This window comes from Nocardiopsis sp. NRRL B-16309 (assembly GCF_001279585.1).
Classification (GTDB): domain Bacteria; phylum Actinomycetota; class Actinomycetes; order Streptosporangiales; family Streptosporangiaceae; genus Nocardiopsis.
Window position 1 is genome coordinate 16,598 of sequence record NZ_LGEC01000095.1, and the last position, 26,106, is coordinate 42,703.

At 73.3% G+C, this 26,106-nt stretch carries 21 protein-coding genes; all 21 read right to left on the reverse strand.

Annotated elements, in window-relative coordinates:
* Positions 1-306: 306 nt before the first annotated feature.
* Positions 307-1,752, reverse strand: coding sequence for an argininosuccinate lyase (gene argH / locus ADL05_RS22285; RefSeq protein ID WP_053618951.1), 1,446 nt, complete (start codon positions 1,750-1,752; stop codon positions 307-309).
* A gap of 88 nt (positions 1,753-1,840) precedes the next feature.
* Positions 1,841-3,043 (reverse strand): argininosuccinate synthase, encoded by a 1,203-nt coding sequence (locus ADL05_RS22290; RefSeq protein ID WP_053618952.1) that lies wholly within the window; start codon positions 3,041-3,043, stop codon positions 1,841-1,843.
* Between the two features lie 53 nt (positions 3,044-3,096).
* Entirely contained in the window at positions 3,097-3,630 is a 534-nt protein-coding gene (locus tag ADL05_RS22295) for an arginine repressor (RefSeq protein WP_053618953.1), read from the reverse strand.
* Entirely contained in the window at positions 3,627-4,574 is a 948-nt protein-coding gene (argF, locus tag ADL05_RS22300; protein ID WP_053618954.1) for an ornithine carbamoyltransferase, read from the reverse strand. The genes ADL05_RS22295 and argF overlap by 4 nt, the downstream gene beginning before the upstream one ends.
* On the reverse strand, positions 4,571-5,779 hold the full coding sequence (locus ADL05_RS22305; protein ID WP_053618955.1) for an acetylornithine transaminase: 1,209 nt from the start codon (positions 5,777-5,779) through the stop codon (positions 4,571-4,573). Before ADL05_RS22305 ends, argF begins: the two co-directional genes overlap by 4 nt.
* Entirely contained in the window at positions 5,776-6,774 is a 999-nt protein-coding gene (argB, locus tag ADL05_RS22310) for an acetylglutamate kinase (protein WP_053618956.1), read from the reverse strand. The genes ADL05_RS22305 and argB overlap by 4 nt, the downstream gene beginning before the upstream one ends.
* Positions 6,771-7,559 (reverse strand): bifunctional ornithine acetyltransferase/N-acetylglutamate synthase, encoded by a 789-nt coding sequence (locus tag ADL05_RS22315; RefSeq protein ID WP_053618957.1) that lies wholly within the window; start codon positions 7,557-7,559, stop codon positions 6,771-6,773. The genes argB and ADL05_RS22315 overlap by 4 nt, the downstream gene beginning before the upstream one ends.
* A 460-nt stretch (positions 7,560-8,019) precedes the next feature.
* Positions 8,020-9,048, reverse strand: a complete 1,029-nt coding sequence (gene argC, locus ADL05_RS22320; RefSeq protein WP_053618958.1) for an N-acetyl-gamma-glutamyl-phosphate reductase — start codon at positions 9,046-9,048, stop codon at positions 8,020-8,022.
* A gap of 111 nt (positions 9,049-9,159) precedes the next feature.
* Positions 9,160-10,608, reverse strand: coding sequence for an FAD-binding oxidoreductase (locus ADL05_RS22325; RefSeq protein ID WP_053618982.1), 1,449 nt, complete (start codon positions 10,606-10,608; stop codon positions 9,160-9,162).
* Positions 10,609-10,779: 171 nt separating this feature from the next.
* Positions 10,780-11,265: a MarR family winged helix-turn-helix transcriptional regulator gene (locus tag ADL05_RS22330; RefSeq protein WP_053618959.1), complete on the reverse strand. Its 486-nt coding sequence runs from the start codon at positions 11,263-11,265 to the stop codon at positions 10,780-10,782.
* A gap of 213 nt (positions 11,266-11,478) precedes the next feature.
* Complete coding sequence (locus tag ADL05_RS22335) at positions 11,479-12,726, reverse strand: aspartate aminotransferase family protein (protein WP_053618960.1); 1,248 nt, start codon at positions 12,724-12,726, stop codon at positions 11,479-11,481.
* 501 nt (positions 12,727-13,227) lie between these two features.
* Entirely contained in the window at positions 13,228-15,720 is a 2,493-nt protein-coding gene (pheT, locus tag ADL05_RS22340) for a phenylalanine--tRNA ligase subunit beta (RefSeq protein WP_053618961.1), read from the reverse strand.
* On the reverse strand, positions 15,720-16,838 hold the full coding sequence (pheS, locus tag ADL05_RS22345; protein ID WP_053618962.1) for a phenylalanine--tRNA ligase subunit alpha: 1,119 nt from the start codon (positions 16,836-16,838) through the stop codon (positions 15,720-15,722). Before pheS ends, pheT begins: the two co-directional genes overlap by 1 nt.
* Positions 16,839-17,000: 162 nt before the next feature.
* A complete protein-coding gene (locus ADL05_RS22350; protein ID WP_053618963.1) occupies positions 17,001-18,251 on the reverse strand; it encodes a HAMP domain-containing sensor histidine kinase in 1,251 nt (416 codons plus the stop codon).
* 463 nt (positions 18,252-18,714) lie between these two features.
* Entirely contained in the window at positions 18,715-19,566 is an 852-nt protein-coding gene (locus ADL05_RS22355; RefSeq protein WP_053618964.1) for an RNA methyltransferase, read from the reverse strand.
* A 91-nt stretch (positions 19,567-19,657) separates the two neighbouring features.
* Entirely contained in the window at positions 19,658-20,032 is a 375-nt protein-coding gene (rplT, locus tag ADL05_RS22360) for a 50S ribosomal protein L20 (protein WP_179827896.1), read from the reverse strand.
* A 171-nt stretch (positions 20,033-20,203) separates the two neighbouring features.
* Positions 20,204-20,398, reverse strand: coding sequence for a 50S ribosomal protein L35 (gene rpmI, locus ADL05_RS22365; RefSeq protein WP_053618965.1), 195 nt, complete (start codon positions 20,396-20,398; stop codon positions 20,204-20,206).
* Positions 20,399-20,584: 186 nt separating this feature from the next.
* The gene (infC, locus tag ADL05_RS22370; RefSeq protein WP_082376763.1) at positions 20,585-21,169 is read right to left on the reverse strand and encodes a translation initiation factor IF-3; all 585 of its coding nucleotides are present in this window, start codon (positions 21,167-21,169) and stop codon (positions 20,585-20,587) included.
* A 374-nt stretch (positions 21,170-21,543) separates the two neighbouring features.
* Positions 21,544-22,380, reverse strand: a complete 837-nt coding sequence (locus ADL05_RS22375; RefSeq protein ID WP_053618967.1) for a shikimate dehydrogenase — start codon at positions 22,378-22,380, stop codon at positions 21,544-21,546.
* 16 nt (positions 22,381-22,396) lie between these two features.
* Positions 22,397-25,264: an endolytic transglycosylase MltG gene (gene mltG / locus ADL05_RS31955; protein ID WP_231640866.1), complete on the reverse strand. Its 2,868-nt coding sequence runs from the start codon at positions 25,262-25,264 to the stop codon at positions 22,397-22,399.
* Complete coding sequence (gene ruvX, locus ADL05_RS22385; RefSeq protein ID WP_053618968.1) at positions 25,248-25,751, reverse strand: Holliday junction resolvase RuvX; 504 nt, start codon at positions 25,749-25,751, stop codon at positions 25,248-25,250. Before ruvX ends, mltG begins: the two co-directional genes overlap by 17 nt.
* Between the last annotated feature and the right edge of the window lie 355 nt (positions 25,752-26,106).

The following is a 26,106-nucleotide window of genomic DNA, read 5'->3' on the forward strand; positions in this document are numbered from 1 at the left end:
TCCACGTGACCGGAACCCAAGGGGAGCCGGAGCAGGGAGCGGGTCCCGGGCCTTCAGGCACGCCTCCGCGACGCGACAGGCGCGCACCCCTCCGCGGGGTGCGCGCCTGTGCGGTGGCCGTGCCGTGAGCCGGGGGACGCTCCTAGGACGTGCATGGGAGATACTCGCCCTGCTGCGCGTCGCCCCAGCGGCACTCCCGCCGCGTTCTCATCAGTCGACAGGGGAACCACCCTGACTCCCTCTTCGGCCTCGCGAGAGCACCACTGGCTGCACCGCTCGCGACGGGCAGCATCCACCACACACGCCCTAGCCGAACGCCTTGCGGTACTCGGCGGCGCCCGCGCGCAGCCGTTCGAGCTGCTCGGCCACGCGCACCGGCGCGGTGCCGCCGCGCCCGGAGCGGGAGGCCAGGGAGCCCTCGACGGTGAGCACCTCGCGCACGGCCGGGGTCAGGTGCGGGGAGATGGCCGCGAAGTCCTCGTCAGTCAAGTCCGGCAGGTCGATGCCGCGCTCCTCGCACACCCGCACGCAGGTGCCGGCGATCTCGTGCGCGTCCCGGAAGGGCACGCGCTCGCGGACGAGCCACTCGGCGATGTCGGTGGCCAGGGAGAAGCCCTGCGGCGCCAGTTCGGCCATGCGGTCGGTGTGGAAGGTCAGGGTGGCGACCATTCCGGTCATCGCGGGCAGCAGCAGGTGGAGGCTGTCGACGGCGTCGAAGACCGGCTCCTTGTCCTCCTGCAGGTCGCGGTTGTAGGCGAGGGGGAGCCCCTTGAGGGTGCTCAGCAGGCCGGTGAGGTCGCCGATCAGGCGGCCCGCCTTGCCGCGCGCGAGTTCGGCGACGTCGGGGTTCTTCTTCTGGGGCATGATCGAGGAGCCCGTGGAGAAGGCGTCGTCCAGGGTCACGAAGGAGAACTCCTTGGTCGCCCAGAGGATGACCTCCTCCGACAGCCGGGAGAGGTCGACGCCGATCATCGCGGTGATGAAGGAGAACTCGGCGACGACGTCGCGGGCGGCGGTGCCGTCGATGGAGTTGTCGACCGACTCGGGGAAGCCGAGCTCCGCGGCCACCGCGCGCGGGTCCAGGCCCAGCGAGGACCCCGCCAGCGCGCCCGATCCGTAGGCGGACACCGCGGCGCGCCGGTCCCAGTCGAGCAGCCGCTCGACGTCGCGCATGAGCGGCCAGGCGTGCGCCATGAGGTGGTGGGCCAGCAGCACCGGCTGGGCGTGCTGGAGGTGGGTGCGGCCGGGCATGGCCGCCCCGGGGTGCGCGGCGGCCTGGTCGGCGAGCGCGCCGACCAGGTCCAGGAGCTGGTCGGCGATGGCGCGCGCCTCCTCCCGCAGGTACATCCGCACCAGGGTGGCGATCTGGTCGTTGCGCGAGCGCCCGGCGCGCAGGCGCCCGCCCAGGTCGGCGCCGACGCGCTCGATGAATCCGCGCTCCAGCGCGGTGTGCACGTCCTCGTCCTCCAGGACGGGGGTGAAGGCCCCGGAGGCGACGTCGGCCTCCAGGCGGTCCAGGCCCTCGATCATGCCGTCGAGCTCGTCGTCGGTGAGCAGCCCCGCCCGGTGCAGGGCGCGGGCGTGGGCGCGCGAGCCGGCGATGTCGTGCCGGGCGAGCCGCCAGTCGAAGTGGGTGCTCAGCGACAGCCGGGCCAGCGCCTGGTCGGGGCCGCCCTCGAAGCGGCCGCCCCACAGGCGCAGGGCCTGGGGCCGGCCTTCGCCTGGCTGGTCGTTGCCGGGCCGGTCGGCCATGGTGGTTCTCCTTCGGTACAGCGGAACGGTGGACGGGGGGTGGCGGGCGGTGCGGGCGGGCCGCACCGCCCGGGGCGCTGTGGCGCGGCTATCCGGCGGTGCGCCGGTCGCGCCGGCCGGCGATCCTGCCCGGCAGGGCGAACACGTCGATGAACCCGCGGGCGGCGCTCTGGTCGTAGGTGTCGCCGGTGTCGTAGGTGGCCAGGTCGAAGTCGTAGAGCGCGGTCTCGCTGCGGCGGCCGGTGACGACGGCGCGGCCTCCGTGCAGGACCATGCGGATGTCGCCGGTGACGTGCCGGTTGGCCTCGGCGACGAAGCCCTGGAGCGCGTCCTTGAGCGGGGAGAACCACAGGCCGTCGTAGACGAGTTCGCCCCAGCGCTGGTCGACGCCGCGCTTGTAGCGGGCCAGTTCGCGCTCGACGGTGACGTTCTCCAGTTCCTGGTGGGCGGTGATGAGGGCGATGGCGCCGGGCGCCTCGTAGACCTCGCGGCTCTTGATGCCGACGAGCCGGTCCTCGACCATGTCGATACGGCCCACGCCCTGGGCGCCGGCGCGGCGGTTCATCTCCTCGATGACCTGGAGCGGGGTGAGCGGGCGGCCGTCGATCGCGGTGGGGACTCCGTCGGCGAAGGTGATGACGAGTTCGTCGGGCTCGCGTGCCTCGGCCGGGTCCCGGGTGTAGTCGTAGAGGTCCTCGATGGGGCCGTTCCAGATGTCCTCCAGGAAGCCCGTCTCGACGGCGCGCCCGAAGAGGTTCTGGTCGATGGAGTAGGGCGACTTCCTGCTGACGTCGATCGGCAGGCCCCTCTCCTCGGCGAAGGCGATGGCCCGGTCCCTGGTCATGCCGGAGTCGCGGACCGGCGCCAGGACCTTGAGCTCGGGGAAGAGGGCGGCCAGGCCGGCCTCGAAGCGGACCTGGTCGTTGCCCTTGCCCGTGCAGCCGTGGGCGACGTGCGTGGCGCCGTGGTAGCGGGCGGCCTCGGCCAGGTGCTTGACGATGAGCGGGCGCGAGAGCGCCGAGACCAGGGGGTAGCGGTCCATGTAGAGGGCGTTGGCCCGGATGGCGGGGACGCAGTACTCGGTGGCGAACTCGTCGCGGGCGTCGGCGACGACGGCCTCCACCGCGCCGCAGTCCAGGGCGCGGCGGCGCACGGCGTCGAGGTCCTCCCCGCCCTGCCCGCAGTCGATGGCCACGGCGACGACCTCGGCGCCGGTCTCCTCGGCGATCCAGCCGATGGCGACGGAGGTGTCGAGTCCTCCGGAGTAGGCGAGTACGACGCGCTCGGACATGGTGTTCCCCCTGGGCTGTACGTGTGCTCGGCCGCCCCGCGGTGCGCGGTCCCCTACGGCCTGCGGTCGGCCAGCCGCAGGAGCGCGGCGGCCAGTTCGTCGCCGCCCTGGGGGTCGCGGGCGATCACCATGATGGTGTCGTCGCCCGCGATGGTGCCCAGGATGGCGTGGAAGTCGGTGTGGTCGATGGCCGAGGCCAGGTACTGTGCCGCACCCGGCGGGGTGCGGACGATGACCATATTGGCGGAGGCCTCGGCCGAGACCAGCAGATCCTCGGCCAGCCGGGTGAGTCGTGCTCCGGAGACCTGTTCGAGGTCCAGGCTGTCGGGGCGGGTGCGCTGCAGACGTTCGCCGCCCTCTCCCGGCAGGACATAGGCCAGGTGCCCCTCGGCGGTGCGGAGCTTGACCGCGCCCAGTTCGTCCAGGTCCCGGGACAGGGTGGCCTGGGTGACCTGGACGCCGGCCTCGGCCAGGCGCTTGGCCAGCTCGCCCTGGGACCGCACGTCCTCGCGGGTGAGGACGTCGCTGATCCGGGCGTGCCTGGCCGCCTTGGTCATCGGCGCCGTTCCACCGCTCTCACTCATCATCGTCGCTCTGTCCCGGGGTCGTCACTGGTCTCGAGCAGGAAGGCGAGCAGGGCCTTCTGTGCGTGGCGGCGGTTCTCCGCCTCGTCCCAGACCACGCTCTGGGGGCCGTCGATGACGCCGGCGCTGATCTCCTTGCCGCGGTAGGCGGGCAGGCAGTGCAGGACGACCGCCTCGGCGTGGGCGGCGCCCAGGAGCGCCTCGTCGACGATGTAGGGGCGGAAGGGCGCCTCGCGGTCGGCGGCCTCGTCCTCCTGGCCCATCGAGACCCAGGTGTCGGTGGCCAGGACGTCCGCGCCGTCGGCGGCCTCGCGGGGATCGGTGGTGACGCCGACCGACCCGCCGGTGCGCTCCGCGATCTCGGCCGCGCGGGCGAGCACGGCGGGGTCGGGGTGGTAGCCCTCGGGCGCGCCGACGCGCACGTGCAGTCCGGCGGTGGCGCCGCCGAGCAGGTAGGAGTGGGCCATGTTGTTGGCGCCGTCGCCGAGGTAGGCGAGTGTGAGTCCGGCCAGGGCGCCCTTGTGCTCGCGGACGGTCTGCAGGTCGGCGAGGATCTGGCAGGGGTGGAACTCGTCGGTGAGCGAGTTGACCACGGGCACGGAGATGTGGTCGGCCAGCGTCCGGATGTCGCTCTGGGCGAAGGTGCGCCAGACGACGGCGGCGACCTGGCGCTCCAGGACGCGGGCGGTGTCGGCCAGGGGCTCGCCGCGGCCCATCTGGGTGCTGGAGGAGTCCAGGACCAGGGGGGCGCCGCCGAGGTCGGCCACGCCCACGCTGAAGGACAGCCGGGTGCGGGTGGAGGGCTTGTCGAAGATGAGGGCGACGGTGCGGGGCCCTTCCAGGGGCCGCCGGCCGAAGGGGTCCTTCTTCATGGCGTCGGCGAGGTCGAGCACCCGGGCCTGTTCGGCGGGGCTCAGGTCGTCGTCGCGCAGGAAGTGCCGGGTCATGACGTGCTCTCCTTCTTCGCGGCGGCCTCGGCCGCGTCCAGGACGGTCGGCAGGGCCTCGATGAACACCCCGATCTGCTCGGGGGTGATGACCAGGGGCGGGGCGAGTCGGACGGCGTCGGGGGCCACCGCGTTGACGAGGAAGCCGCGGACGGCCGCCTGCTCCTGGACGTGGGCGGCGTGCGGCCCGGTCAGCACCAGGGCGCGCCACAGGCCGACCCCGCGCTGGCCCGCCAGGAGGGCGTGGTCGATGCCCTCGATCTGTTCGGCGAGCAGGTCGCCCATGACGGCGGTGTGGGCGAGCAGGCCCTCCTCCTCGATGGTGTCCAGGACGGCCAGCGCGGCGGCGCAGGCGACCGGGTTGCCGCCGAAGGTGGAGCCGTGGTCGCCCTTCTGGAAGGCGTCGGCGTAGCGGCCGAAGCCGACGGTGGCGCCGATGGGCAGGCCGCCGCCGAGGCCCTTGGCGAGGGTGAGGACGTCGGGGCGCACCCCCTCGGCCTGGTGGGCGAACCACTGGCCGGTGCGTCCGATGCCGCTCTGGATCTCGTCCAGGACGAAGGCGGCGCCCGCGTCGTCGCAGACGCGGCGCACGCCGGCGAGGTAGCCGTCGTCGGCGGTGACGACCCCGGCCTCGCCCTGGGCGGGCTCGGTGAAGACGGCGACGCAGTGGCCGTCGACGGCCTCGGCCAGGGCGTCCAGGTCGCCGTGGGGGACGAAGCGCACGTCCATCCCGAAGGGGCCGAACGGCTCGCGGATGGCGTCCTTGCCGGTCAGGGCGAGGGAGCCGGAGGTGCGGCCGTGGAAGCCGTGCGTGGCGGCGACGAAGTAGTGCCGACCGGGTCCGGCGGCGCGCTTGACCAGCTTGAGCGCGGCCTCGTTGGCCTCGGTGCCGGAGTTGGCGAAGAAGACCTTGGCGTCGCCGCCCAGGAGCCCGATGAGGCGTTCGGCGAGCTGGATCTCGCGCTCGTGCACGAAGAGGTTGCTGGTGTGGGCGAGTGTGGCGGCCTGGTGGGCGATCGCCTTGACCAGCGCGGGGTGTCCGTGGCCGAGGCTGGACACGGCGATCCCGGCGATGAGGTCGAGGTACTGGCGGCCGTCGGCGTCGTAGACCTCGCAGCCGCGGCCCAGGGTCAGGGCCACGGGCGGGACGCCGTAGTTGGGCATGAGCGCGGCGGCGAAGCGCTCGCGCAGGTCGCTGGTGGTCACTGGGAGCCTCCGGTGGGTGCGTCGGTGCGGTGGTCGGTGGCGCGCCAGGGGCGCGGGTAGTGGCCGTTGCCGGCGAGCAGTGCCGCCTCCAGCTCCTCGTCGGCGACCATGGTGCCGACGCCGCGGTCGGTGAAGACCTCCAGGAGCAGGGAGTGCGGCACGCGGCCGTCGATGATGTGGGCCTGGGGGACGCCGCCCTCGACGGCGGCCAGGCAGGCCTCCATCTTGGGCACCATGCCCGCCGAGAGCGAGGGCAGCAGGCCGCGCAGCTCCTCGACGTTGAGGCGGCTGATGAGGTCGGTGTTGGCCGGGTAGTCGGCGAACAGGCCCTCGACGTCGGTGAGCATGATGAGCTTGCTGGCGCCCAGGGCGACGGCCAGCGCGGCGGCCGCGGTGTCGGCGTTGACGTTGTACACGCCGCCGTCGTCGGCGCGCGCGACGCTGGAGATGACGGGGATGCGCCCGTCGGCGATGAGCGCGGCGACGGCGCCGGGGCTGACCTCGGTGACCTCGCCGACGCGGCCGATGTCCAGGTCCTCGCCGTCGACGGTCACGGACTTGCGCTCGGCGTACAGGAGGTTGGCGTCCTCGCCGGACATGCCGACCGCGAAGGGCCCGTGCTGGTTGACCAGGCCGACGATCTCCCGGTTGACCTGGCCGGTCAGGACCATGCGGACGATGTCCATGGCCTCGTCGGTGGTCACCCGCAGCCCGGCGGTGAAGGTGGACTCCACCCCGGCCCGGTCGAGCTGGGCGCTGATCTGGGGGCCGCCGCCGTGGACGACGACGGGGCGCAGGCCCGCGTAGTGCAGGAAGACGATGGACTCGGCGAAGCGGACCCGCAGCTCCTCGCTGATCATGGCGTTGCCGCCGTACTTGACCACGACGGTGCGGCCGTGGAAGCGGGACAGCCAGGGCAGCGCCTCGATGAGGTGGGCGGCCTTGTCGATGGCCTGGGCCTGGTCTGCTGAGGGTGTGTCGGAGCGCGCGATCATGAGCCTTCCGCCCGGTCATGGGAGTGTGCTGGTGTCGAGGGGTCGGCGGCGACCTGGGCCGCCAGGTCGGCGCACACGTCGGTGAGCAGTGCGGCGAACCCCTCCTCGTCGGGGACGGTGCCCGCGGCTCCGCTGGCCATGAGCAGCACCGTGTCGTTGGTGGCGCCCAGCGGCGCGAAGGCCTTGGCGACGGCCGGGGCGAGCAGGCGCTCGCACTGCGGGCCGGTGAGGTCGGCGTCGGTGGTCAGGACGGCCAGGACGCTGGACACGGAGGGGTCGGGGCCCTTGGCCATGGCGCCGATCGTGTAGCCGTCGCCGCGCCGGAAGACGAACTTGGCGACGGTGTCGGTGGTGCGCAGGGCGTCGGCGGCGGCCAGTCCCCCGCTGCGGGAGGCCTCGGCGAGGGCGTCGGCCGTGCCCCGGCGCAGGGCGTCCAGGGGCGGGCGCGTGCCGGGGTCGCCGCAGGCGCAGACGATGATCTCGGCGGCCGAGTCGTCGAGTTCGCCGGCGGCGTGTTCGGCCTGGGCGTGGACGTCCTGGAAGCCGAGGGGCCCGGCGGCGGCGTTGGCGCCGCCGGAGGCCAGGACGGCGGCGCGCACGCGGTGGCCCGAGGCGACCTGGCGCGACCACAGGACCGGGGCCGCGGAGTCGTCGCGGGTGAACACCGCGCCGGCGGCCCGGGAGGGGCCGTCGTTGATGACGACGGCGACGTCCCTGGCCCCGTCGTCCCTGGTTCCCGCGGAGACGCCCGCGGCTCTGAAGCCACGGGGTGCGGTGACACTCACGGTGATGCCTTTCTGTGTTCGGGGCGCTTCACGCCGGGTCCTTCGTCGTCGCTACTGCCTGGCTCGCAAGCTCGCTGGCGGCAGAGACTCCTCCTGCAGGCACCGGCGCGCCCCTCACCCCCCTGTGGTGCCGGTGAGCGGAACCGCTCACCTTCAACCCCCGGGGGTCACGGTCGGTGGAACCGCTCACCCTCAACCCCCACGGGGGCACGGTGGGCGGAACGGCTCGGCTTCGACCACGAGTGGTTCCGTCGAGCGGGACCGCTCAGCTCCACCCCCCGGGGGGTCTCGGCGGACGGAACCGCTCGCCTTCGACCCCCTGGGGATCGCTCGGATCGGCCTACTCGCCCAGGGCCTCTGCCTGCTTCGGCTCGGGTTCCTCCCCCAGTGGTTCCGGTGAGCGGAGCCGCTCGGCTTCGACCACGAGTGGCCCTGGAGCGGGAGCGCTTCGGTTCGGGGTTCAGGGGGCGACCGCGGCGAGGGGCAGACCGGTCTCCTCGGGTAGGCCGAGGGCGAGGTTGGTGCTCTGCACGGCGCCGCCGGCGGTGCCCTTGGTGAGGTTGTCCAGGGCGGCGACGACGACCATGCGTCCGGCGTCGGCGTCCACGGTGACCTGGAGGAGGGTGGTGTTGGCGGCCAGCGTCATGGCGGTGCTGGGCCAGGTGCCCTCGGGCAGCAGGTGGGTGAAGGGCTCGTCGGCGTAGGCGGTCTCGTAGGCGGCGCGCACCTGGGCGGCGGTGACGCCGGGCCGGAGGGGGGCGGTGCAGGTGGCGAGGATGCCGCGCGGCAGGGGCGCCAGGACGGGGGTGAAGGACAGCTTGACCGGCTCGCCCGTGACGGAGGTGAGGTTCTGCACGATCTCGGGGTTGTGCCGGTGGGTGCCGCCGACGCCGTAGGGGCTGAGCGCGCCCATGATCTCGCTGCCGATGAGGTTGGGCTTGGGCGCCTTGCCCGCGCCGGAGGTTCCGGTGACGGCGACGACGGTCAGGTCGGGTTCGACGAGCTGCTCGGCCAGGCCGGGGAAGAGCGCCAGGGTGGCGACGGTGACGTGGCAGCCGGGGACGGCGACGCGCCGGGCCCTGGCGAGCCGGTCGCGCTGCCCGGGGAGTTCGGGCAGGCCGTAGGGCCAGGTCCCGGCGTGGGGTGTGCCGTAGAACCGTTCCCAGGCGGAGGCGTCGTTGAGCCGGAAGTCGGCTCCGCAGTCCACGACGAGGACGTCGTCGCCGAGCTGCTGGGCGATGTCGGCGGACTGCCCGTGCGGGAGGGCGAGGTAGACGACGTCGTGGCCGCGCAGTTCCTCGACGGTGGTGGGGGCCAGGACGCGGTCGGCCAGCGGCAGCAGGTGCGGCTGGTGCTGGATCAGCGGTGTGCCCGCGTTGCTTCCGGCGGTGAGGGCGCCGATCTCGATCTCGGGGTGGCCGAGCAGCAGGCGGAGCAGCTCGCCTCCCGCGTAGCCGCTGGCTCCGGCGATCGCCGCGCTGTAACCCATGGTGCCGCTCCCCCTCCTGAATCCTGACTGGACTATCATGCATGCCTCTGCAAGTTTATGCAACCAGGATCGTGCGCACCCCGCCGGAGCGGGGTGGCGGGGGCGGTACGGTCAGCGGCCCGCGATGCGCGTGGCCAGACCGGCGAAGCGGGAGGTGCGGACCTTGTCCTCGGGCGTCCTGGACTCGCGGCGGTCGGCGGTGCGGTAGAGGCCGTAGATCATCTGGGTGCCCACCCAGCGCAGGGGTTCGGGCTCCCAGCCGCGGACCTGGTGGCCCACCCAGGGCAGGCGGGTCAGGTCGGTCTCACGGCCCAGCACCAGGTCGCGCAGGGTGCGTCCGGCCAGGTTGCTGGTGGCCACACCGCTGCCGACGTAGCCGCCGGCCCAGCCCACACCGGACGCGGGGTCCAGGTGCACGCTGGGGCACCAGTCGCGGGGCACCCCGAGCACGCCGGACCAGGCGTGCTCGACCGGGACCTCCGAGACGTCGGGGAACAGCCGGACAAGGGCCTGCCACAGCTCCACGATCGCCTGGGGCTGGGTGGCGCCGTCGTCCTGGGCCGACCCGAAGCGGTAGGGCACACCGCGCCCGCCGATGGCGATACGCCCGTCGGCCGTGCGCTGGGCGTAGACGTAGGAGTGCGCGGAGTCGCCCAGGAGCTCGCGGCCCTCCCAGCCGATCTTCTCCCAGAGCTCGTCGGGCAGCGGCTCGGTGGCGATCATGGAGGAGTTCATCGGCAGCCACTCGCGCTTGTGGCCGCGCAGGGTCGAGGTGAAGCCCTCGGTCGCGCGGATCACGTGCTCGGCGCGCACGGTGCCGTGGTCGGTGACGACCGCGGGAGGGGAGGTGCCCTCGCGGGGCCGGATCTCCTCGACCGCGGTGCCCTCGAACAGGTCCACTCCGAGCCCCTCCACGACCCGGGCCAGGCCCGTGACGAGCTTGGCGGGGTGCACCCGCGCGGCGTGCGGGGAGTAGGCGGCGGCCACCGCACCGGCGACCGACAGACGGGGTTCGTGGTCGGGCTCCAGCAGGTGGACGTCGTCGGGCCAGTAGCCCCACTCCTGCAGGTACTCGATCTCCTCGGCCAGGCGGGCGCGCTGGGCCGCGTTGGTGGCCACCAGGCGCATGCCGCCCCGCACGATGTCGGCGTCGATGCCCTCGTCCCTGGCGACGGTGGCGACCTCGTCCACGGTGTGCATCATCGCGCGCTGCAGGGCGATCATCGACGACTTGCCGTGTGACTGGGCGTAGCGCTCGCGCGAGCCCGCGAACTCGGCCGAGAGCCACCCTCCGTTACGGCCGGAGGCGCCGAAACCGGCGAACTCACGTTCGATGACGGCGATCCGCAGGTCGGGCTGGGCCTTCTTGAGGTAGTAGGCGGTCCACAGGCCCGAATACCCAGCTCCGACGACGCACACGTCGTACTCGGCATCGCCCGGAAGGGGGTTGCGGCGCTCGGGCAGACCGATGTCGCGGAACCAGAAGGAGACACCGCCGTTGGCGAAGCGCGTCGATCGGGGAATCGGCCTCAGCTGCGCGGCAGTGGTGAACAGTCTCATCATTCCCCCCGGAACGTCGTGCCCCCGCGGTCCGCCCCGCGTGGGACGCGCGAACTCCCGCCAACCTACACGGGAACGGCGGCCCGTGTGGCCCTGTCCACGCTTTCGGACGGGGTCCGCCCGGAGGAAAGAGGCAATTCGGCTACGGAGTGTCGTCGTTCGCGGCCGGGCTCAGTCGCAGGCGCTGTCACGCAGCGTACGGGCGATGGCGGCGAGCCGCCGGACACCGTCGACGCCGAGCGGCCCCTGGACGTGCTCGCGCAGCCGGTCGACGTGGTTGGCGCGCACCTCGCGGATGAAGGCCAGGCCCGGCTCGGTCAGGACCGCGTAGACCACGCGGCGGTCCTCGGAGCAGTTGGCCCGCTCCAGGTAACCCTCGCGTTCGAGGCGGTCGGCGAGCTTGGTGAACCCGCCGGTGCTCAGGCTGACCTCGCGGGCCAGCCGGCTCATGGGCAGCCGGTGCCCGGGTGTGCGCTGGAGTCGGATGAGGACCTCGAACCACGGGCCCGCCATGTCCCTGCCGTCGGGCGTGATCCCGCCGAGCAGCTTGGGCTGGAGCGCGCTCATCGCCTCGTGGACCAGCCCCCAGGCGGTGATGAGGTCGTCGTCGCTGATCTGCCCCGCGTCCGCCCTCGGCTCGTTCTGCTGCGTCGTCATGGCCGCCCCCGTCGCCCGTGGGATACCTCCCGGCACCTCACCCATCCGAAGAATCTTCCCAGCAAATATTACTCGATGGCTGGGAAGCGGGACCACAGACGAACGTCACACCCGGCGCGCGGAAGCGGGCCGGGTCCTCGGCGGAGTGGAACGGTGTCTCTTCCTCGGGTCGGGTCCGGCCGCGCCCCCGGCATGGCCGGTCCCGACCCGATCTCAGTACCTGACGGCGGTCGCTCCGTGGCGGGCGGCGACGGCGTCCAGCGCCCCCGCGAGCGTGGAGACCAGGTGGTCGATCTGTTCCCAGGTGATGATCAGCGGCGGCGAGACCAGCAGCGCCCGGGGCACGGGACGCAGGATGACGCCGCGGGCGCGCGCCTCGGCGAACACCTCCGCCGTGGTGATCCCCAGGTCGTCCAGCGCCTCGCCGGTGAGCTCCACGGCTCCCATGACGCCCATGCCGGAGCGGACCTCGGCCACCAGCGGGTGGTCCGACAGTGTCCGCAGGGCCGCGTCCAGGTGGCGCTCGACCTCCAGCGACACCGTGAACAGGTCCTCGCGTTCCAGGATGTCCAGGTTGGCCATCGCCGCGGCGCAGCCCGCCGGGTGCCCGGCGTAGGTCGTCCCGTGCATGAACGGGTTGCCCGCCTCGTTCCAGAACGGGTCGGCCACCCGACCGCTGACCACGACCCCGCCCAGCGGCAGGTACCCGCTGGAGACGCCCTTGGCGAAGACGATCATGTCCGGGCTGACACCGAAGCGCTCGATGCCGAACCAGTTGCCCATCCGCGCGAAGCCGCAGATCACGCTGTCGACGACGAAGAGCACTCCGTACTTGTCACAGATCCGGGCGACCTCGGTGAAGTAGCCGTCCTCGGGAAGGAACACTCCTCCGGCCCCGATCACCGGCTCGGCGAAGAACGCCGCGACCTTGTCGGGCCCGACCCGCAGGATCTCGGCCTCCAGGGCCGCCGCGGAGTCGTGCGCGACCACGGAGGTGTCCTCGATGAGGCGCCCGAAACCGGTCCGGAACCGCTCCATGCCGATGATGCTCGTACCGAAGCCGTTCAGTCCGTGGTAGCCGCCCGTACGGCTGATCAGGTGTGTGCGCTCGGGACGGCCCAGCACCGCCCAGTACCGCCGCGCCAGCTTGGCCGCGGTGTCGATGGACTCCCCTCCCCCGCAGGTGAGGATCACCCGGGGGTCGACGACCGGGGCGTGCGAGGCCAACCGCTCGCTCAGGTCCCGGGCCGGGGCGTTGGAGAAGTCCCCGTAGACGGTGTAGGCGTCCAGGGTGGTCATCTGGCGGTGGACCGCGTCCGCGATCTCCCGGCGCCCGTGTCCGACGTTGCAGTACCAGAGGCTGGCCGTGCCGTCGAGATAGCGGTCACCGGACTCGTCCCACAGCCATACGCCCTCGCCCCTGGCGACGACGAACTCCGGGCCGCGGGCCACGGCGTTCATATCGCAGAATGTGTGCCAGAGGCGGTTGGGCTCCCGGGGGCTCCTGGGAGCGAGCGCGGACGAGACAACCGTTTCGGTCATATGGCGACCTCCGAGCCGTGTCTTGCGCATGAGCGCAGCGGAAAACTCAGGTTGACTGCCTATGCACCGGGCGCCCAGTCCTCAGCAGGTGATTGCAGGCTAAGCTCACGACCGCCCCCTCAGCAAGAGTCAAAACGATCCTTCATGCCCCGAAACCCAAACTTCATGCCGACTACCCTCGGTGAAGCGCCGCAAAACCCCGCCTACGCAGCGAAAACGCCGTCAAAATTAGGTGAGGAACAGCGGTCAGAGATCGGACCTTTGACCTCTGTGCGGGGGTCGCGGGGCCGCCCGTAGCACGTTCTTCACACATGGCGGCGGGGCCGGTCCCCCGCCTGGGAGAACGGCCCCGCCGCGCCATCCCTGTGCCTGCCTCGGGCCTCCGCTCGTACCCCGCTTCGGCCCGGACTCGTTCCGGCCTCAGCCGCGCAGGGCCGCGCCCGTGCGCTCGGCCGCCCGCGCGACGGCCGCGTCGCGCGCCGCGCCCGCCTCCTCGGCGGTCAGCGTCCGGTCCCCGGCCCGGAACCGCAGGGTGAAGGCGGCCGACTTGCGGCCCTCCCCGACCTGCTCGCCGGTGTAGACGTCGAACAGCCGCACGCTCTCCAACAGCTCGCCCGCCCCCTCGGCCAGCGCGTCGCCGACGGCGCCGACCGGCACCGACTCGTCCACGACCAGGGCCACGTCCTGGGTGGCCACCGGGTACGTCGACACCGTGGGCGCGGTGTCGGCGCCCCGGGCGCGCTCGATCCGGTCGAGCTCGACCTCCATGGCGCAGGTCCGCTCCGGCAGTCCGAACGCCTTGACCGTGCGCGGGTGCAGCTCGCCCGCGTGCCCGACGAGCAGGCGCTCGCCGTCCACGCGCACGTACAGCGCGGCGCACCGGCCCGGGTGCCAGGGCGCGTGCCGGTCGGCCTCGACCTCCAGCTCGACCCCGGCGGTCCGGGCGATGTCACGGGCGGCCTGGATCGCGTCGGCCCAGGTGGCCGGGCGGCCCGGACCCCACCAGCCCGCGCGCTCGGCGTTGCCGGCCAGCACGGCGCCCACGCGCCGCGGCTGGTCGGGCACGGCGGCGTCGATCTGGCGGAGCTCCTCGGCGCTGGGCCCGCGGTCGACGGGCAGCAGCGGGGCGCGGGTGGCGCCCGGCCTGGGCCGGTAGACCAGCCCCATCTCGAACAGGGCGACGTCGGTGAACCCGCGGCCCACGTTGCGGGCCAGGGCCTTGAACAGGCCCGGCAGCAGCGTGGTGCGCAGCAGAGGCTCCTGCTCGTTGAGCGGGTTGGCCAGGCGCAGGCTCACGCGGCGCGCGTCGTCGTCCTCCAGCTGGAGGCCGTCGAGGTCGGACTCGCCCACGAACGGGTAGCTGAGCACCTCGTTGTACCCGGTGTCGGCCAGGACCCGGCCGAGCGTGCGGCGCAACCGCTGGCCCGGGGTCAGGCCGCGCCCGGCGGGGGCCCGCGGCGGGACGGAGGGGATGTTCTCGTAGCCCTCGAACCGGATGACCTCCTCGGCGAGGTCGTTGGGGTCGGTGAGGTCGGGCCGCCAGGTGGGCGGGGTGACCGCCAGGTCCTCGCCCCGGTCCTCCACGGCGCAGCCGATCCGCTCCAGCCAGGTGCGCGTCGTGCCCTCGGGGTAGTCCACGCCCGCCACGTCGCCCGGGTGGGAGGCGCGCAGGACGATGGGCCCGCGGGCGGCGGACTCGTCGACGTGGGTGTAGGCGTCCTCCACGCGCGCCCCGCCCAGCTCGGCGAGCAGTTCGACGGCCCGGGTGGCGGCGGCCAGCTGCACGGCGGAGTCGATGCCGCGCTCGAAGCGGCGGGAGGCCTCCGAGGACAGCTGGTGGCGGCGCGAGGCGCGGGCGATGTGCATGGGCTCGAAGTGCGCGGCCTCGATCAGGACCCGGGTGGAGGTCAGGCCGATCTCGGTGTTCAGGCCGCCCATGACCCCGGCGATCGCCTGGGCGCCGGAGTCGTCGGCGATGACGATGTCGTCGGCGTCCAGGACGCGCTGGACGTGGTCGAGGGTCTCCAGCTTCTCGCCGGAGGCGGCCCTGCGCACCTGGACGGCGCCGTCGAGGCGGTCCCGGTCCCAGGCGTGCAGCGGCTGGCCGAGTTCGAGCATCACGTAGTTGGTGACGTCGACGGCCAGGGAGACCGGGCGCACGCCGCTCTGGTGCAGGCGGCGCTTCATCCACAGCGGGGAGGGCAGGTCCGGGTCGAACCCGGTGGCCCCCCGCAGCACGAGCCGGTCGCACAGCGCGGGGTCGGCGATCCGCCCGGGGTGGCCCTCGCCGGTGGGCGCGGCGACGGCGACCTCGGCGGGGTCGCGGAACGCCGCCCCGTACAGGGCTGCGGTGTCCCGGGCCACGCCCCGCATCGACAGCGCGTACCCGCGGTCGGGCGTGACGGCGATGTCCAGCACGTCCTCGCGCAGGCCCAGCGGGCCGATGGCGTCGTCGCCGACCGCTCCGAAGCCCTCGGGCAGGACCACGATGCCCGTGTGGTCCTCCCACAGGCCCAGCTCGGTGGCGGAGCAGATCATGCCCGCCGACATGCGGCCGTAGGTCTTGCGGGCGCCGATGCTGAAACCGCCCGGGAGCACGCCGCCGGGCAGGACGACGACGACCAGGTCGCCCTCGGAGAAGTTGCGGGCGCCGCAGACGATCTCCTGGGGCTCACCGGTGCCGTTGGCCCGTCCGACGTCCACCTTGCAGTGGCGGATGGGCTTCTTGAAGCCTTCGAGCTCCTCGATCTCCAGCACGCGGCCGACGACGAGGGGGCCGGTCAGGTCGGTGCCGAGCTCGTCGACGGTCTCGACCTCCAGGCCGGCCAGGGTCAGCTTGGCGGCCAGGTCGCGGGCGGTGACGTCGGCCGGAAGGTCGACGTACTCCCGCAGCCAGCTCAGGGGGACGCGCATCAGTTCTCACTCCCGAACGCCGAGGTGAAGCGGATGTCGCCCTCGACCATGTCGTGCATGTCGCGCACGCCGTGCGCGAACATGAGTGTCCGTTCGATTCCCAGGCCGAAGGCCCACCCGCTGTACACCTCGGGGTCGACCCCCGCGGCGGTGAGCACGCGCGGGTTGACCACGCCGCAGCCGCCGATCTCGATCCAGCCCTCACTGGAGCAGGTGCGGCAGGGCGCGTCGGGGTCGCCCACGGACGCGCCACGGCACACGAAGCACTCCATGTCCACCTCGGCGGACGGCTCGGTGAAGGGGAAGTAGGAGGCGCGGAAGCGGGTGCGCAGGCCCTCGCCGAACATGCCCCCGACGAAGGCGTCGATGGCCCCCCGCAGGTGCGCGAGCGTGATGCCCTTGTCGACGACCAGCCCTTCGAGCTGGTGGAAGACGGGGCTGTGCGTGGCGTCCAGCTCGTCGGTGCGGAAGGTCTTGCCCGGCGCGACCACGTAGACGGGCAGCTCGCGGGTGAGCAGCGAGCGCACCTGGACCGGCGAGGTGTGCGTGCGCATGACCAGGCCGGTCTCGCCGCCGTCGGGGCTCTCCACGAAGAACGTGTCCTGCATGGTGCGGGCCGGGTGGTCGGGCAGGAAGTTGAGGGCGTCGAAGTTGAACCACTCCGCCTCGATCTCCGGGCCCTCGGAGACCTCGAAGCCCATGCCGACGAAGATGTCGGCCATCCGCTCGGCCACGGTCGTCAGCGGGTGGCGCGCGCCGCGCGGCGCCCGGTCCCAGGGCAGGGTGACGTCGACCCGCTCCTCCACCAGGACGCGCTCGTCGCGTTCGGCCTCCAGGACGGCCTGACGGGCCTTGAGGGCCTGGCCGACGTCGCGGCGGGCCCCGCCCACGCGCTTGCCCGCGTCGGCCTTGGCGGCCGGCGGCAGGGCGCCGATCTCCCGGTTGGCCAGGGCCAGCGGGGACCGGTCGGAGGCGTGCGCGAGCCGGACCTCCTTGAGCTCGGCGAGGTCGGCCGCGGCCTCGATGGCGGCCAGGGCCTCCTCGCGCATACGGGCGACCTCGTCGGGGTGGAGGGGGGTCACCTCGACCGGATCGAAGGAATTGTTCGGTGCAGACATGGTTGGTTGCCTCGCCGCCGCACCCCGCGGGGGTGGACGGCAGTCACGGTCCGCGCGGGGCGGACGAAGCCGACAGGACAAGCACAGGCGGGTTGCGGGCGTGCCCGGCACCGGCCGGGGCACGACGCGGGAGCCCACCGGGGCCGAAGGGGTCTGAGGGACTCAGACGAACTCGGGTGTCCCGGCGGGCATGGTAAATCGGAACTCGGCGCCGCCGCTGGGGGCGCGTCCGACGGTGATCGTACCGCCGTGGGCCTCGACGAGGCCCTTGACGATGAACAGGCCGAGGCCGGTCCCGCTCCGGCGCTTGCTGCGCCAGAACTGGCGGAAGACGCGCGGAATGGTCTCAGGTGCAATGCCCTGGCCCTCGTCGCGCACCGACACCGCTGCTCCTCCTTCACACGGCTCGATCACGATACTGACAGTACCAGCGCCGTGCCGCACACCGTTTTCCACCAGGTTGAGCAGGATCTGCTCGATCTTGTCGGCGTCCAGCCACAGCCGAGGCAGCTCGCCGCGGGTCTCGACGCGGAAGCGCTCCTCCGGCTCGCCGGCGGCGACCCGCCCGGCCACGACCCGGCGCACGGCCTCGGCGAGGTCGACGACCTGGCGGCGCACCTCCAGGCGGCCCGACTCGATCCGGGAGACGTCGAGGAGGTCGTGGATGAGGCGGGTGACGCGGTCGGCGTCGGCGTTGACCGTCTCCAGCATGAACAGCTTCTGCTTGTCGGTGAGCCGTTCCCACTTGGCGAGCAGGGTGGAGGTGAAGCCCTTGACGCTGGTCAGGGGCGAGCGCAGTTCGTGGGCGACCTCCGAGACCAGGTCGGCGCGGCTGCGTTCGGCCCGGGCCGCGGCGTCGCGCAGGGTGACGACCAGGCGGACGAGTTCGCCGCCGGGCCGGGCCCGCACGTAGCGGGTGGCCACCAGGATCTCGCGCTCGTCGGGCAGGAAGAGCGAGCGCTCGGACTGGCGGACGCGGTCGCGGGCGCCGCCGTAGGGGTCGGTCGCCTCCCACCAGTCGTGCCCGTCGAGGCCGACCAGGGGTAGCGCGGTGCGGAAGTCGCGGCCGAGCGCGGCCTCGGCGGGAACACCGGTCAGGTGGGCCGCCACCGCGTTGAACAGCACGACCCGGCCGCGCGCGTCGGCGACCAGGACGCCGTCCGGGAGGTCGTCGGCGTGCAGGGGGCCGCCGCCGAGGTGGCCCGAGGCGCCCTCGACGTCCCACAGCGCGGCCGACGGCGGGTCGGCCGCCGCCCGCACGGGCGCCGTCGGCGGTGACGGGAGGAGGAGGCCCTTTCCGTCGGCGGAACCGGGTACGGCGGGACCGTGCCCGGATTCGGGTTCGTCCGAGGAGTGCGCCGTCCCCCCGCCCGAGTCACCCTCCGGGTGATCCGCCTGTCGGCCGCCGCCCACGCCTCTCCCCGCTCCCCTTGAAGGTCCACGACCACAGGCTCCTGGGCCGCGGACCGCTGACCGATCACATCCACCACACGCCCGTGGACGCCACCGCAGGTGGTCTACCCTGCACTCCCACCTGGTACGCCTTGCGGCCCGGGTCGGGACCGTCCGGCAGGGGACGAGCGTATAGGCACTCCGCGCGCGCACGGCAACCCGAAGGCAGGGAAGGCCGCCTGTCGGGGTCCGCCCGCTCCCACGTGCTGCCCAGCCTGCCCGGTCCGCGCGGACCGACGCAGCCCCGTACCCGTGACACGGGTCGGCGCGCGCCGACGGACCCGTGCCCCGCATGGGTGACCCGGGACGTCGCCGAGCCTATCGGTCCGGGGCGGTGGAGCCCCGGTGTTCCGGACATTTGCGTCCGCGACTCGTGGTCGGTGTCGCGGGCCGCGCGGGGTGGGGCGGCCCGGTCCGGTCCCGCTCAGGCGCTGCGCTGCTGCCGAGCGGTCGTGTACAGGCACACCGCCGCGGCGGTGGCCAGATTCAGGCTTTCGGCCCCGCCGTAGATCGGCACGCTGACCGCGCCGTCGGTCTGGCGGACGACGTCCTCGGGCAGTCCCCAGGCCTCGTTGCCGAAGACCCAGCCCACGGGGCCGTCCAGGTCGCCGCTGTCGGCGACCTGGTGCAGGTCCTGGGGTCCGCCGCCGTCCGCTGCCCACACCCGCGCGCCGCGGCCGCGCAGGAACTCCACGGCGGTGCCGACCGGTACCCCCACCACGACGGGCAGGTGGAACAGGCTGCCGGCGGAGGCGCGCACGCACTTGCCGTTGTAGGGGTCGACGGAGGCGTCGGTGAAGATCACCACGTCGGCGCCCGCGGCGTCGGCGGTCCGCAGGACGGTTCCGGCGTTGCCGGGGTCGCGCACGTGGGAGAGCACGACCGCCATGCGCACGTCGCCGACCTGGTCGAGGGGGACGTCGACGAACTCGCAGACCGCGATGATCCCCTGCGGGGTGACGGTCTGGGCCAGCTCGGACATGACGTCGAGGCTGACGCGGTGGGTGGGAACGCCCGCGGCGCGGGCGACGTCCACCAGGTCCAGATGGCGCTGGGCGGCCTCCGCCGTGGCGAAGACCTCCACGACGCCGAGGGCGGCCCCACCGTAGGGGGACCGCCCGTCGCGGCCGCCGTCGACGGCGGCCAGAGCCTCCCGCACCGCCTGCGGCCCCTCCGCGAGGAAGCGCCGCTCACGTTGGCGGAAGGTGCGCTTGGCGAGCCGCCGAACCCCCTTGATCCTGGGTGAACGGATACTCGTGAACTCGTGGCTCGCCATCGCTACTCGCTGTTGTCTCTGCCTCGGTCGGCCTGGGTCGTGTTCTTCGCGGCGTTCCGGCCTCGCGGCCGAAAGCCTCAGAGAACACTCCCTAGGCGGCGGCCGGGGTGGCCGGGAGGGCCTTCTTGGCCTGCTCGACCAGGGCCGCGAAGGCGGCCTCGTCGTTCACGGCCAGCTCGGCCAGCATGCGGCGGTCGACCTCGATGCCGGCCAGCTTCAGGCCCTGCATGAGGCGGTTGTAGGTCAGGCCGTTGGCGCGGGAGGCCGCGTTGATGCGCTGGATCCACAGACGACGGAACTGCCCCTTGCGGTCCTTGCGGTCCCGGTAGGAGTAGGTCATCGAGTGGAGCATCTGCTCCTTGGCCTTGCGGTACAGGCGCGAGCGCTGCCCGCGGTATCCGCTGGCCCGGTCGAGAACGACCTTGCGCTTCTTCTTGGCGTTGAGAGCCCGCTTCACGCGTGCCACAGTGACTCCCTCGTAGTCTCAAATCCGGCGCGCACGGCGCGCCGACCGGTCCGGCCGGGACTGGTCCAGGCGGCCCGTGTTCGCTTCAGGTGGGTGCCCTCCGGGTGCCGTCTGTGCACCGACGCGCGGTCGGTCGCACGGGCACGCCCGGGAGGAGGGAAGTTCCGGGTGCTACCTGCCCAGGAGCTTCTTGATGTTCTTGGTGTCCGCGGGAGCCAGCTCGGCCTCGTTGCCCAGCTTGCGCTTGCGCTTGGAGGTCTTGTGCTCAAGGATGTGGTTCTTGTTGGCACGGCGGCGCATGATCTTGCCGGAACCGGTGACCTTGAAACGGTCCTTGGCTCCGCTGTGGGACTTGTTCTTCGGCATGTCGCCGTCGTCTCCTACTCCGTCGGCGCGTCATCCGCTCAGGGCGGCTGACGCTGTTCTTCCCCTGCTATGGCGGGGCCCCGCGCGCCGAATCCGACGCATCCGGGCCGATCGCGCACAGCCCACCCCACCACCCGGTTCCGCTTTCGCGGCGGTCCGGGCGGTGGGGGACTTCCCCGGGCGCCGTTACGCCTGTTCGCGCTGCTCGCGGCGGGTCTTGTCGCCCGCCGCGGCACGGGCCTCGGCCTTGTGCTCGGACCGCCGCTTGTGCGGGCCGATCACCATGACCATGTTGCGGCCGTCCTGCTTGGGCTGGGACTCGACGGTGCCGAGGTCCTGGACGTCCTCGGCCAGTCGCGCCAGCAGTCGGCGGCCCAGCTCGGGGCGGGACTGCTCGCGACCGCGGAACATGATCGTCACCTTGACCTTGTCCCCGCTCTTGAGGAACCGTACGACGTGACCCTTCTTGGTCTCGTAGTCGTGCGGATCGATCTTCGGGCGGAGCTTGATCTCCTTGATGATCGTGTTCGACTGGTTCTTGCGCGACTCGCGGGCCTTGACCGCGGACTCGTACTTGAACTTGCCGTAGTCCATCAGCTTGGCGACCGGCGGGCGCGCGGTCGGGGCGACCTCGACGAGGTCGAGGTCGGACTCCTGGGCCAGACGCAGGGCGTCCTGCACGGAGACGATTCCGACCTGCTCACCGTTGGGTCCGACGAGACGGACCTCGGGCACCCGGATGCGGTCATTGATGCGGGGCTCGGCGCTGATGAGACCCCTCCCTAGCTTTCTCGATTACCTGGGACCGACCGTCCGCCAGGCGGTGGACGGTCTGTTAGGCCCGTTCGCTCGTGCTCCGTCGAACTCCGGGGCCGCGTCGGGGTCAGCGCAAAACGAAAACCCCGCCAGCATGTGCAAGCGGGGTGATCCAGCCGATTGTTCCCGATGACGGACATCACGCGCACCAGACGCCCCACAGGGCGCCGGGTGAACTGAGCGCGACGCGCTCGATCACCGGACCGGGACCTACACGGGCAGGACCCGGCAGGTGGGAGGATCATCTCCGCTTGCGGTACGGCGTGCGAACACGCCGGACCAAGTCGTTTCAATACGAATATACCAGGAGTCGGGAGCGCCCGGACCGTTCAGGCGGCGGCCCGGCGACGCTCCAGCTCGGCCTCGCCCGCGGCGCGCATCGCGGCCACGGGGACGTCCTCGACACCGGTCATCAGGCGCACCTGGGCCACGGCCTGGTGCAGGAGCATCGGGAAACCGCCCACCACGCGGCCGCCCCGCGCGGCGACGGCCTCCGCCGCCCGGGTCGGCCAGGGCGCGTACACCACGTCGAACAGGTCGGCGCGCGAGGCCGCCAGGTGCTCGGCGTAGCGGTCGGCCGCGCCCGAGGGCAGCGACGAGACCACCAGGTCCACGTCCAGGCGGGCTCCGATGCCGGACAGCGGCGCGACCTCCAGCGGGTGGCCGAGCCGGCGCGCGGCGTCGGCGACCTCACCGGCCCGCCCGGTGTCCCTGGCCAGGACGGTGACCGGAGCACGCACGCCCAGCTCGCGCAGGGCGGCCAGCGCGGAGGCCGCCGTCGCGCCGGCCCCCAGCACCACCACGTCGCGGGGCGCGCCGACCCCCGCCTCGGTCAGGGCGGTGGCGATCCCGGTGACGTCGGTGTTGTGGGCCGACCAGCCCCGCCCCCGCGGCACCAGGGTGTTGGCGCCGCCGACCTGGCGGGCCAGCTCGGTGACCTCGTCGGCCAGGTCCAGGGCCCGCCGCTTGAGCGGCATGGTCAGCGACAGGCCGCGCCACTCGGGGCCGAGCCCGTCCAGGAAGGGCGCCAGGCCCTTCTCGTCGCACTCGACCAGCCCGTAGGACCAGTCGTCGAGCCCCATCGCGGCGTAGGCCGCGGTGTGCAGGACCGGTGAGAGCGAATGGGCCACCGGCGATCCCAGGACGGCCGCGCGTGCCAGAGTCATGCTTGTCCCGTGCTTCCTACCACTCGGCCTGGTTCTCCTCGACCATCTGGTTGTGCTCCTCCAGGGTCGTGGAGAAGCCCGTCTCGCCGTTCTCCGGGTCGATGAGCGCGAAGTAGAGGTAGTCCACGTCCGCGGGTTCCAGGGCCGCCTCGATGGCCTCCTGGCCGGGCGGCACGAAGGGCCCCTCGGGCAGGCCCAGCATGCCGTAGGTGCTGTAGCCCTGCGGATCGGCCTCGCAGGCGTCGCGCTGCTCGTCGTTGAGGAAGGTGCCGTGCTCCCCCAGGACGTAGAAGCAGGTGCTGTCCATCTGGAGCTCCATGCTGAGCGCCAGCCGGTTGTGCACGACGGCGGAGATGAGGGGCATGTCCTCCTCGTTGCCGGTCTCGGCCTGGATGATGGAGGCGATCGCCATGATCTCGTTGGGGTCGCGATCGATGGCGGCGGCGCGCTCCTCCAGTTCGATCTCCTCGGCGACCTGGTTGAAGTGCGACACCATGGTCCGCAGCACCACCCCGGCCTCGGTGCCCGCGTCGAACCGGTAGGTCTCGGGGAAGAGGTACCCCTCGGGACCCGCGGTCGCGTACTCCGGCAGGTTGAGGTCGTCGACGTCGGCGTAGGCCTCCTCGAAGTCGGCGACGGGGATGCCCAGGTCCTCGGAGAGCTGCTCGAAGATCTCCTCCGAGCGCAGCCCCTCGCGGACCGTGACCCGGCCGCCGAGCCGGTTGTCGGGGTCGAGCAGCGCGGCGACCGCGCTCTGCGCGCTCATGCCCTCGGCGAGGGAGTAGCTGCCGGGCACGAGCCCCTCGCCGGCCTCCTCCGGGGGTACGTCGTCCAGGGCGTTGGTGAACGCGCGCACGCTCGCCACGACCCCGGAGTCGGTCAGGGTCTCACCGACGGCGGTACCGCTGTCGCCCTGCTCGATGGTGACGACGACCTCGCCGCTGCCCTCGCCGTCGTAGTCGGCGGGGAAGACGTAGGTGCGCACGATCCCGTATCCGCCGCCCACGACGACGAGGACCAGCACGAGCACGAGCGCGATCATCATGCCCTTGCTGTTGCGCTTGCGGCGGGCCCGGCCCGATCCGCCCTTGCGCTGGCGGGCCTGCTTGGCGCGCCGCTTCATCTCGCGCTGCCGCCGGCTGTTGCCGTAGGCGGCGGCGATGTCGTCGAGCGCCGGCTCCTCGTACTCGACCTCGTCGTGCTCGTCCTCGTCGGCCTCCGCCTCCGGCTCGGGCACGTACTCCTCGCGCGGGTCCTCGACGTCGAACCCGTCCGAGGCGCGGCGGCCCCGGCCCCGCCTGCGACGGCGGAAGGGCTCGCCCTCGGCCCTGCCGCGCCTGCGGCGCGAGCGCCGGGCGACCGGCTCCTCGTCCTCGGCGGCCCCTGCTTCCTCGGCGGCGGCCTCGCTCGGGGCGAAGTCCTCGTCGGGCCCGTCGGCGGCCCGGCCGCGGCGGCCCGCGGGCTCCTCGGGCCGCTCGAAGAGACCGGAGTCGAAGGAACCGGAGTCGTGGGAACCCGGCTCGGAGGAAGGCGGCTCGAACGGGCCGGAGTGCTGCGCGGCCTCGGCTGGGAAGGCTCCCGCCTCGGCCGCGGGCTCCTGCGACCGACGGGCACGCCTGGCCCGGCGGCCGGTCGGCTCCTCGTCGCGGAAGGCCTCGACGGACGTCTCACCGGTCGCGTGGCCCTCGTCGGGCGCCTGCGCGCCGCGGCCACGGCGGCGGCCGCCACGGCCGCGGCGGGTCCGCCCCCGGGGCTCTTCGGCCTGCTCGAAGGAACCGGAGCCGTGGGAAGCCGACTCGTGGGGATCCGGTTCGAACGCCCCGGCTCCCTCCGGCGCGTCGGCCAGGAAGGCGCCCGCGTCGGCCGCGGGCTCCTCCGACCGGCGGGCGCGCTTGCGGCGGCCGAGACGTCCCCGGGGCTCCTCCTCCTGCGGTGGCGGCTCCGGGTCGCGGCCGCGCCGACGCCGGGGGCGGCGGTCCTCGGACTCGCTGATCACCGCGAAGGCGCCGGTGTCGGCCGACTGGTGCACACCGGGGAACGCGCCGGTGTCGAAGACGCTGTCGTCCTCGGGGACGTCGGAGAGGAAGCCGCCCTCGTCCGGCTCGGGGGCGCGCTTGGCACGCTTGCGGCGGGCACGGCGGCCGACGGGCTCGTCGGGTTCGACGAAGGCACCCGGGTCCGGGCCCGCGTCGGCGGGCGCGGGGGGTTCGCGGCGCGCGCGGCGCCCGCGCCGCGGCTGCTCCTCGGGTTCGACCGGCTGCTGCGGGGCCTGCGGGGTCTGTGCGGCGGGGGGTGCCTGCGGGGTGGAGGGTGTGGGCGATCCGAGCCCGGCGAGGGCCGCCAGCCCGTCCTGGTTCGGGTCCGTCGGCGCGGGCCGCCGGCCCTGGCGCGCGTCGGGGCCCGGGACGCCGGGCGGCTGCGCGCCGGGCGGAGCGGGCAGGGGTCCGGCGCCCCCGGCCGGAGGCTGGGGAGCGGGGCCGCCCTGGCGCTGGGCGGCCGAGCGCGCGGCGCGGCTGCCGCGCAGGGCCTCGGCGGCCCCGCCGCGGCGGGCCTGGTCGCTTTGGGGCGCGGCGCCGGTGCGGCGCGGCGGCTCGTCCTGGGGCTCGGCCGCGCGGTGGCGGCGCCCGGTGGGCGGCGGTCCGCCCAGCGGGTCGTGGTCGGAGTCCGGCCGCGGTGCGTACCGGGGGGTGCGGAACTCGCCGGTGGACGTGTCCGGCGGACCGCCGGCGGTGCCGCCGGTGTCGGGCGGGCCCGGACGCGCCCGGCGACCGCGCGACGGCGGCTGCGCGGCGAGCGGGTCGCTCAACGGGTCGTAGTCGTAGCCGCCCTCGCGGTCAGCCCGCCCACGGTAGGGATTATCGGGGTAATCATCCCTGTCGTTCATCGGAGTCTCCTTGGCTGGAGCGGACGATCTCGCCCGGGGGATGGCCTGTTGACCGTTCCTGGTCCAAGGCGCTCTGGAGGAGGACCGTGGCCGCGGCCTGGTCGATGACGGACCTGCGGGCCTTCCCGCCCTTGGCGCCCTTCCGGCCGAAGGAGGCGCCGGAGAGCAGCTGGCCCTGGGCGGTCACGGTGGTGAGGCGCTCGTCGACCAGTCGGACCGGGACGGGGTCCAGGAGCCTGGCGAGGGTGCGTGCGAACGCGCGGGCGGAGCGTGCCGCCGGTCCCTCCTCGCCGGACAGGGACGCGGGATGGCCGACGACGACTTCGCGTGCCTCCCGCTCCACGACCAGCCGGGCGATCCGATCGAGGTCGCCCCTGCCGCGCCGCACGGTCTCGACCGGGCTCGCCAGCGTACCGCTGGGGTCGCTCGCGGCGACCCCGATACGGGCGTTGCCTGGATCGATCGCCAGGCGCACACCGTGCCTCAAGAGGACGTCTCCCACGACCCGGGGACGGTACACGGGCGGGCTGTGCCGTCGAAGGCACGGCACCGCGGCTGGGAAATCCTCAACACGGTGGTCCTGTTCATCAGCTGGATCGCGGGCGCGGCCGCGCAGAGAGCCGGTGTGATCGGCTGTGACGCGCCACAGTATGCCCGATTCGATGACGGTGCGCAGCCTCGCCGGGCGTCGCCGTCGTTCATGTGCTCCGCAGGGCCGCTGATCGCCAGGCGCACGCGTGGCGACGGGGACCGGGTCGGGGCACGTACCGTCAGAGTGTAAGCCACCCGAGTGGGACGTTGGGGCATGCAAGGGCCCACCGCGCGCCCGCGGGGACGGCGTT

Bases quoted from the DNA above. Each gene is read 5' to 3' on its own strand.
- pheS (WP_053618962.1), bottom strand. From the start codon at position 16,838: ATGTCTGCACCGAACAATTCCTTCGATCCGGTCGAGGTGACCCCCCTC.
- argC (WP_053618958.1), bottom strand. From the start codon at position 9,048: ATGGGTTACAGCGCGGCGATCGCCGGAGCCAGCGGCTACGCGGGAGGC.
- argB (WP_053618956.1), bottom strand. From the start codon at position 6,774: ATGATCGCGCGCTCCGACACACCCTCAGCAGACCAGGCCCAGGCCATC.
- ADL05_RS22335 (WP_053618960.1), bottom strand. From the start codon at position 12,726: ATGAACGCCGTGGCCCGCGGCCCGGAGTTCGTCGTCGCCAGGGGCGAG.
- ADL05_RS22355 (WP_053618964.1), bottom strand. From the start codon at position 19,566: ATGGCGAGCCACGAGTTCACGAGTATCCGTTCACCCAGGATCAAGGGG.
- ADL05_RS22325 (WP_053618982.1), bottom strand. From the start codon at position 10,608: ATGAGACTGTTCACCACTGCCGCGCAGCTGAGGCCGATTCCCCGATCG.
- ADL05_RS22295 (WP_053618953.1), bottom strand. From the start codon at position 3,630: ATGATGAGTGAGAGCGGTGGAACGGCGCCGATGACCAAGGCGGCCAGG.
- pheT (WP_053618961.1), bottom strand. From the start codon at position 15,720: ATGCGCGTCCCCCTGAGCTGGCTGCGGGAGTACGTCGACCTTCCGGCC.
- ADL05_RS22375 (WP_053618967.1), bottom strand. From the start codon at position 22,380: ATGACTCTGGCACGCGCGGCCGTCCTGGGATCGCCGGTGGCCCATTCG.
- ADL05_RS22330 (WP_053618959.1), bottom strand. From the start codon at position 11,265: ATGACGACGCAGCAGAACGAGCCGAGGGCGGACGCGGGGCAGATCAGC.
- argH (WP_053618951.1), bottom strand. From the start codon at position 1,752: ATGGCCGACCGGCCCGGCAACGACCAGCCAGGCGAAGGCCGGCCCCAG.
- mltG (WP_231640866.1), bottom strand. From the start codon at position 25,264: ATGAACGACAGGGATGATTACCCCGATAATCCCTACCGTGGGCGGGCT.
- ADL05_RS22290 (WP_053618952.1), bottom strand. From the start codon at position 3,043: ATGTCCGAGCGCGTCGTACTCGCCTACTCCGGAGGACTCGACACCTCC.
- argF (WP_053618954.1), bottom strand. From the start codon at position 4,574: ATGACCCGGCACTTCCTGCGCGACGACGACCTGAGCCCCGCCGAACAG.
- rpmI (WP_053618965.1), bottom strand. From the start codon at position 20,398: ATGCCGAAGAACAAGTCCCACAGCGGAGCCAAGGACCGTTTCAAGGTC.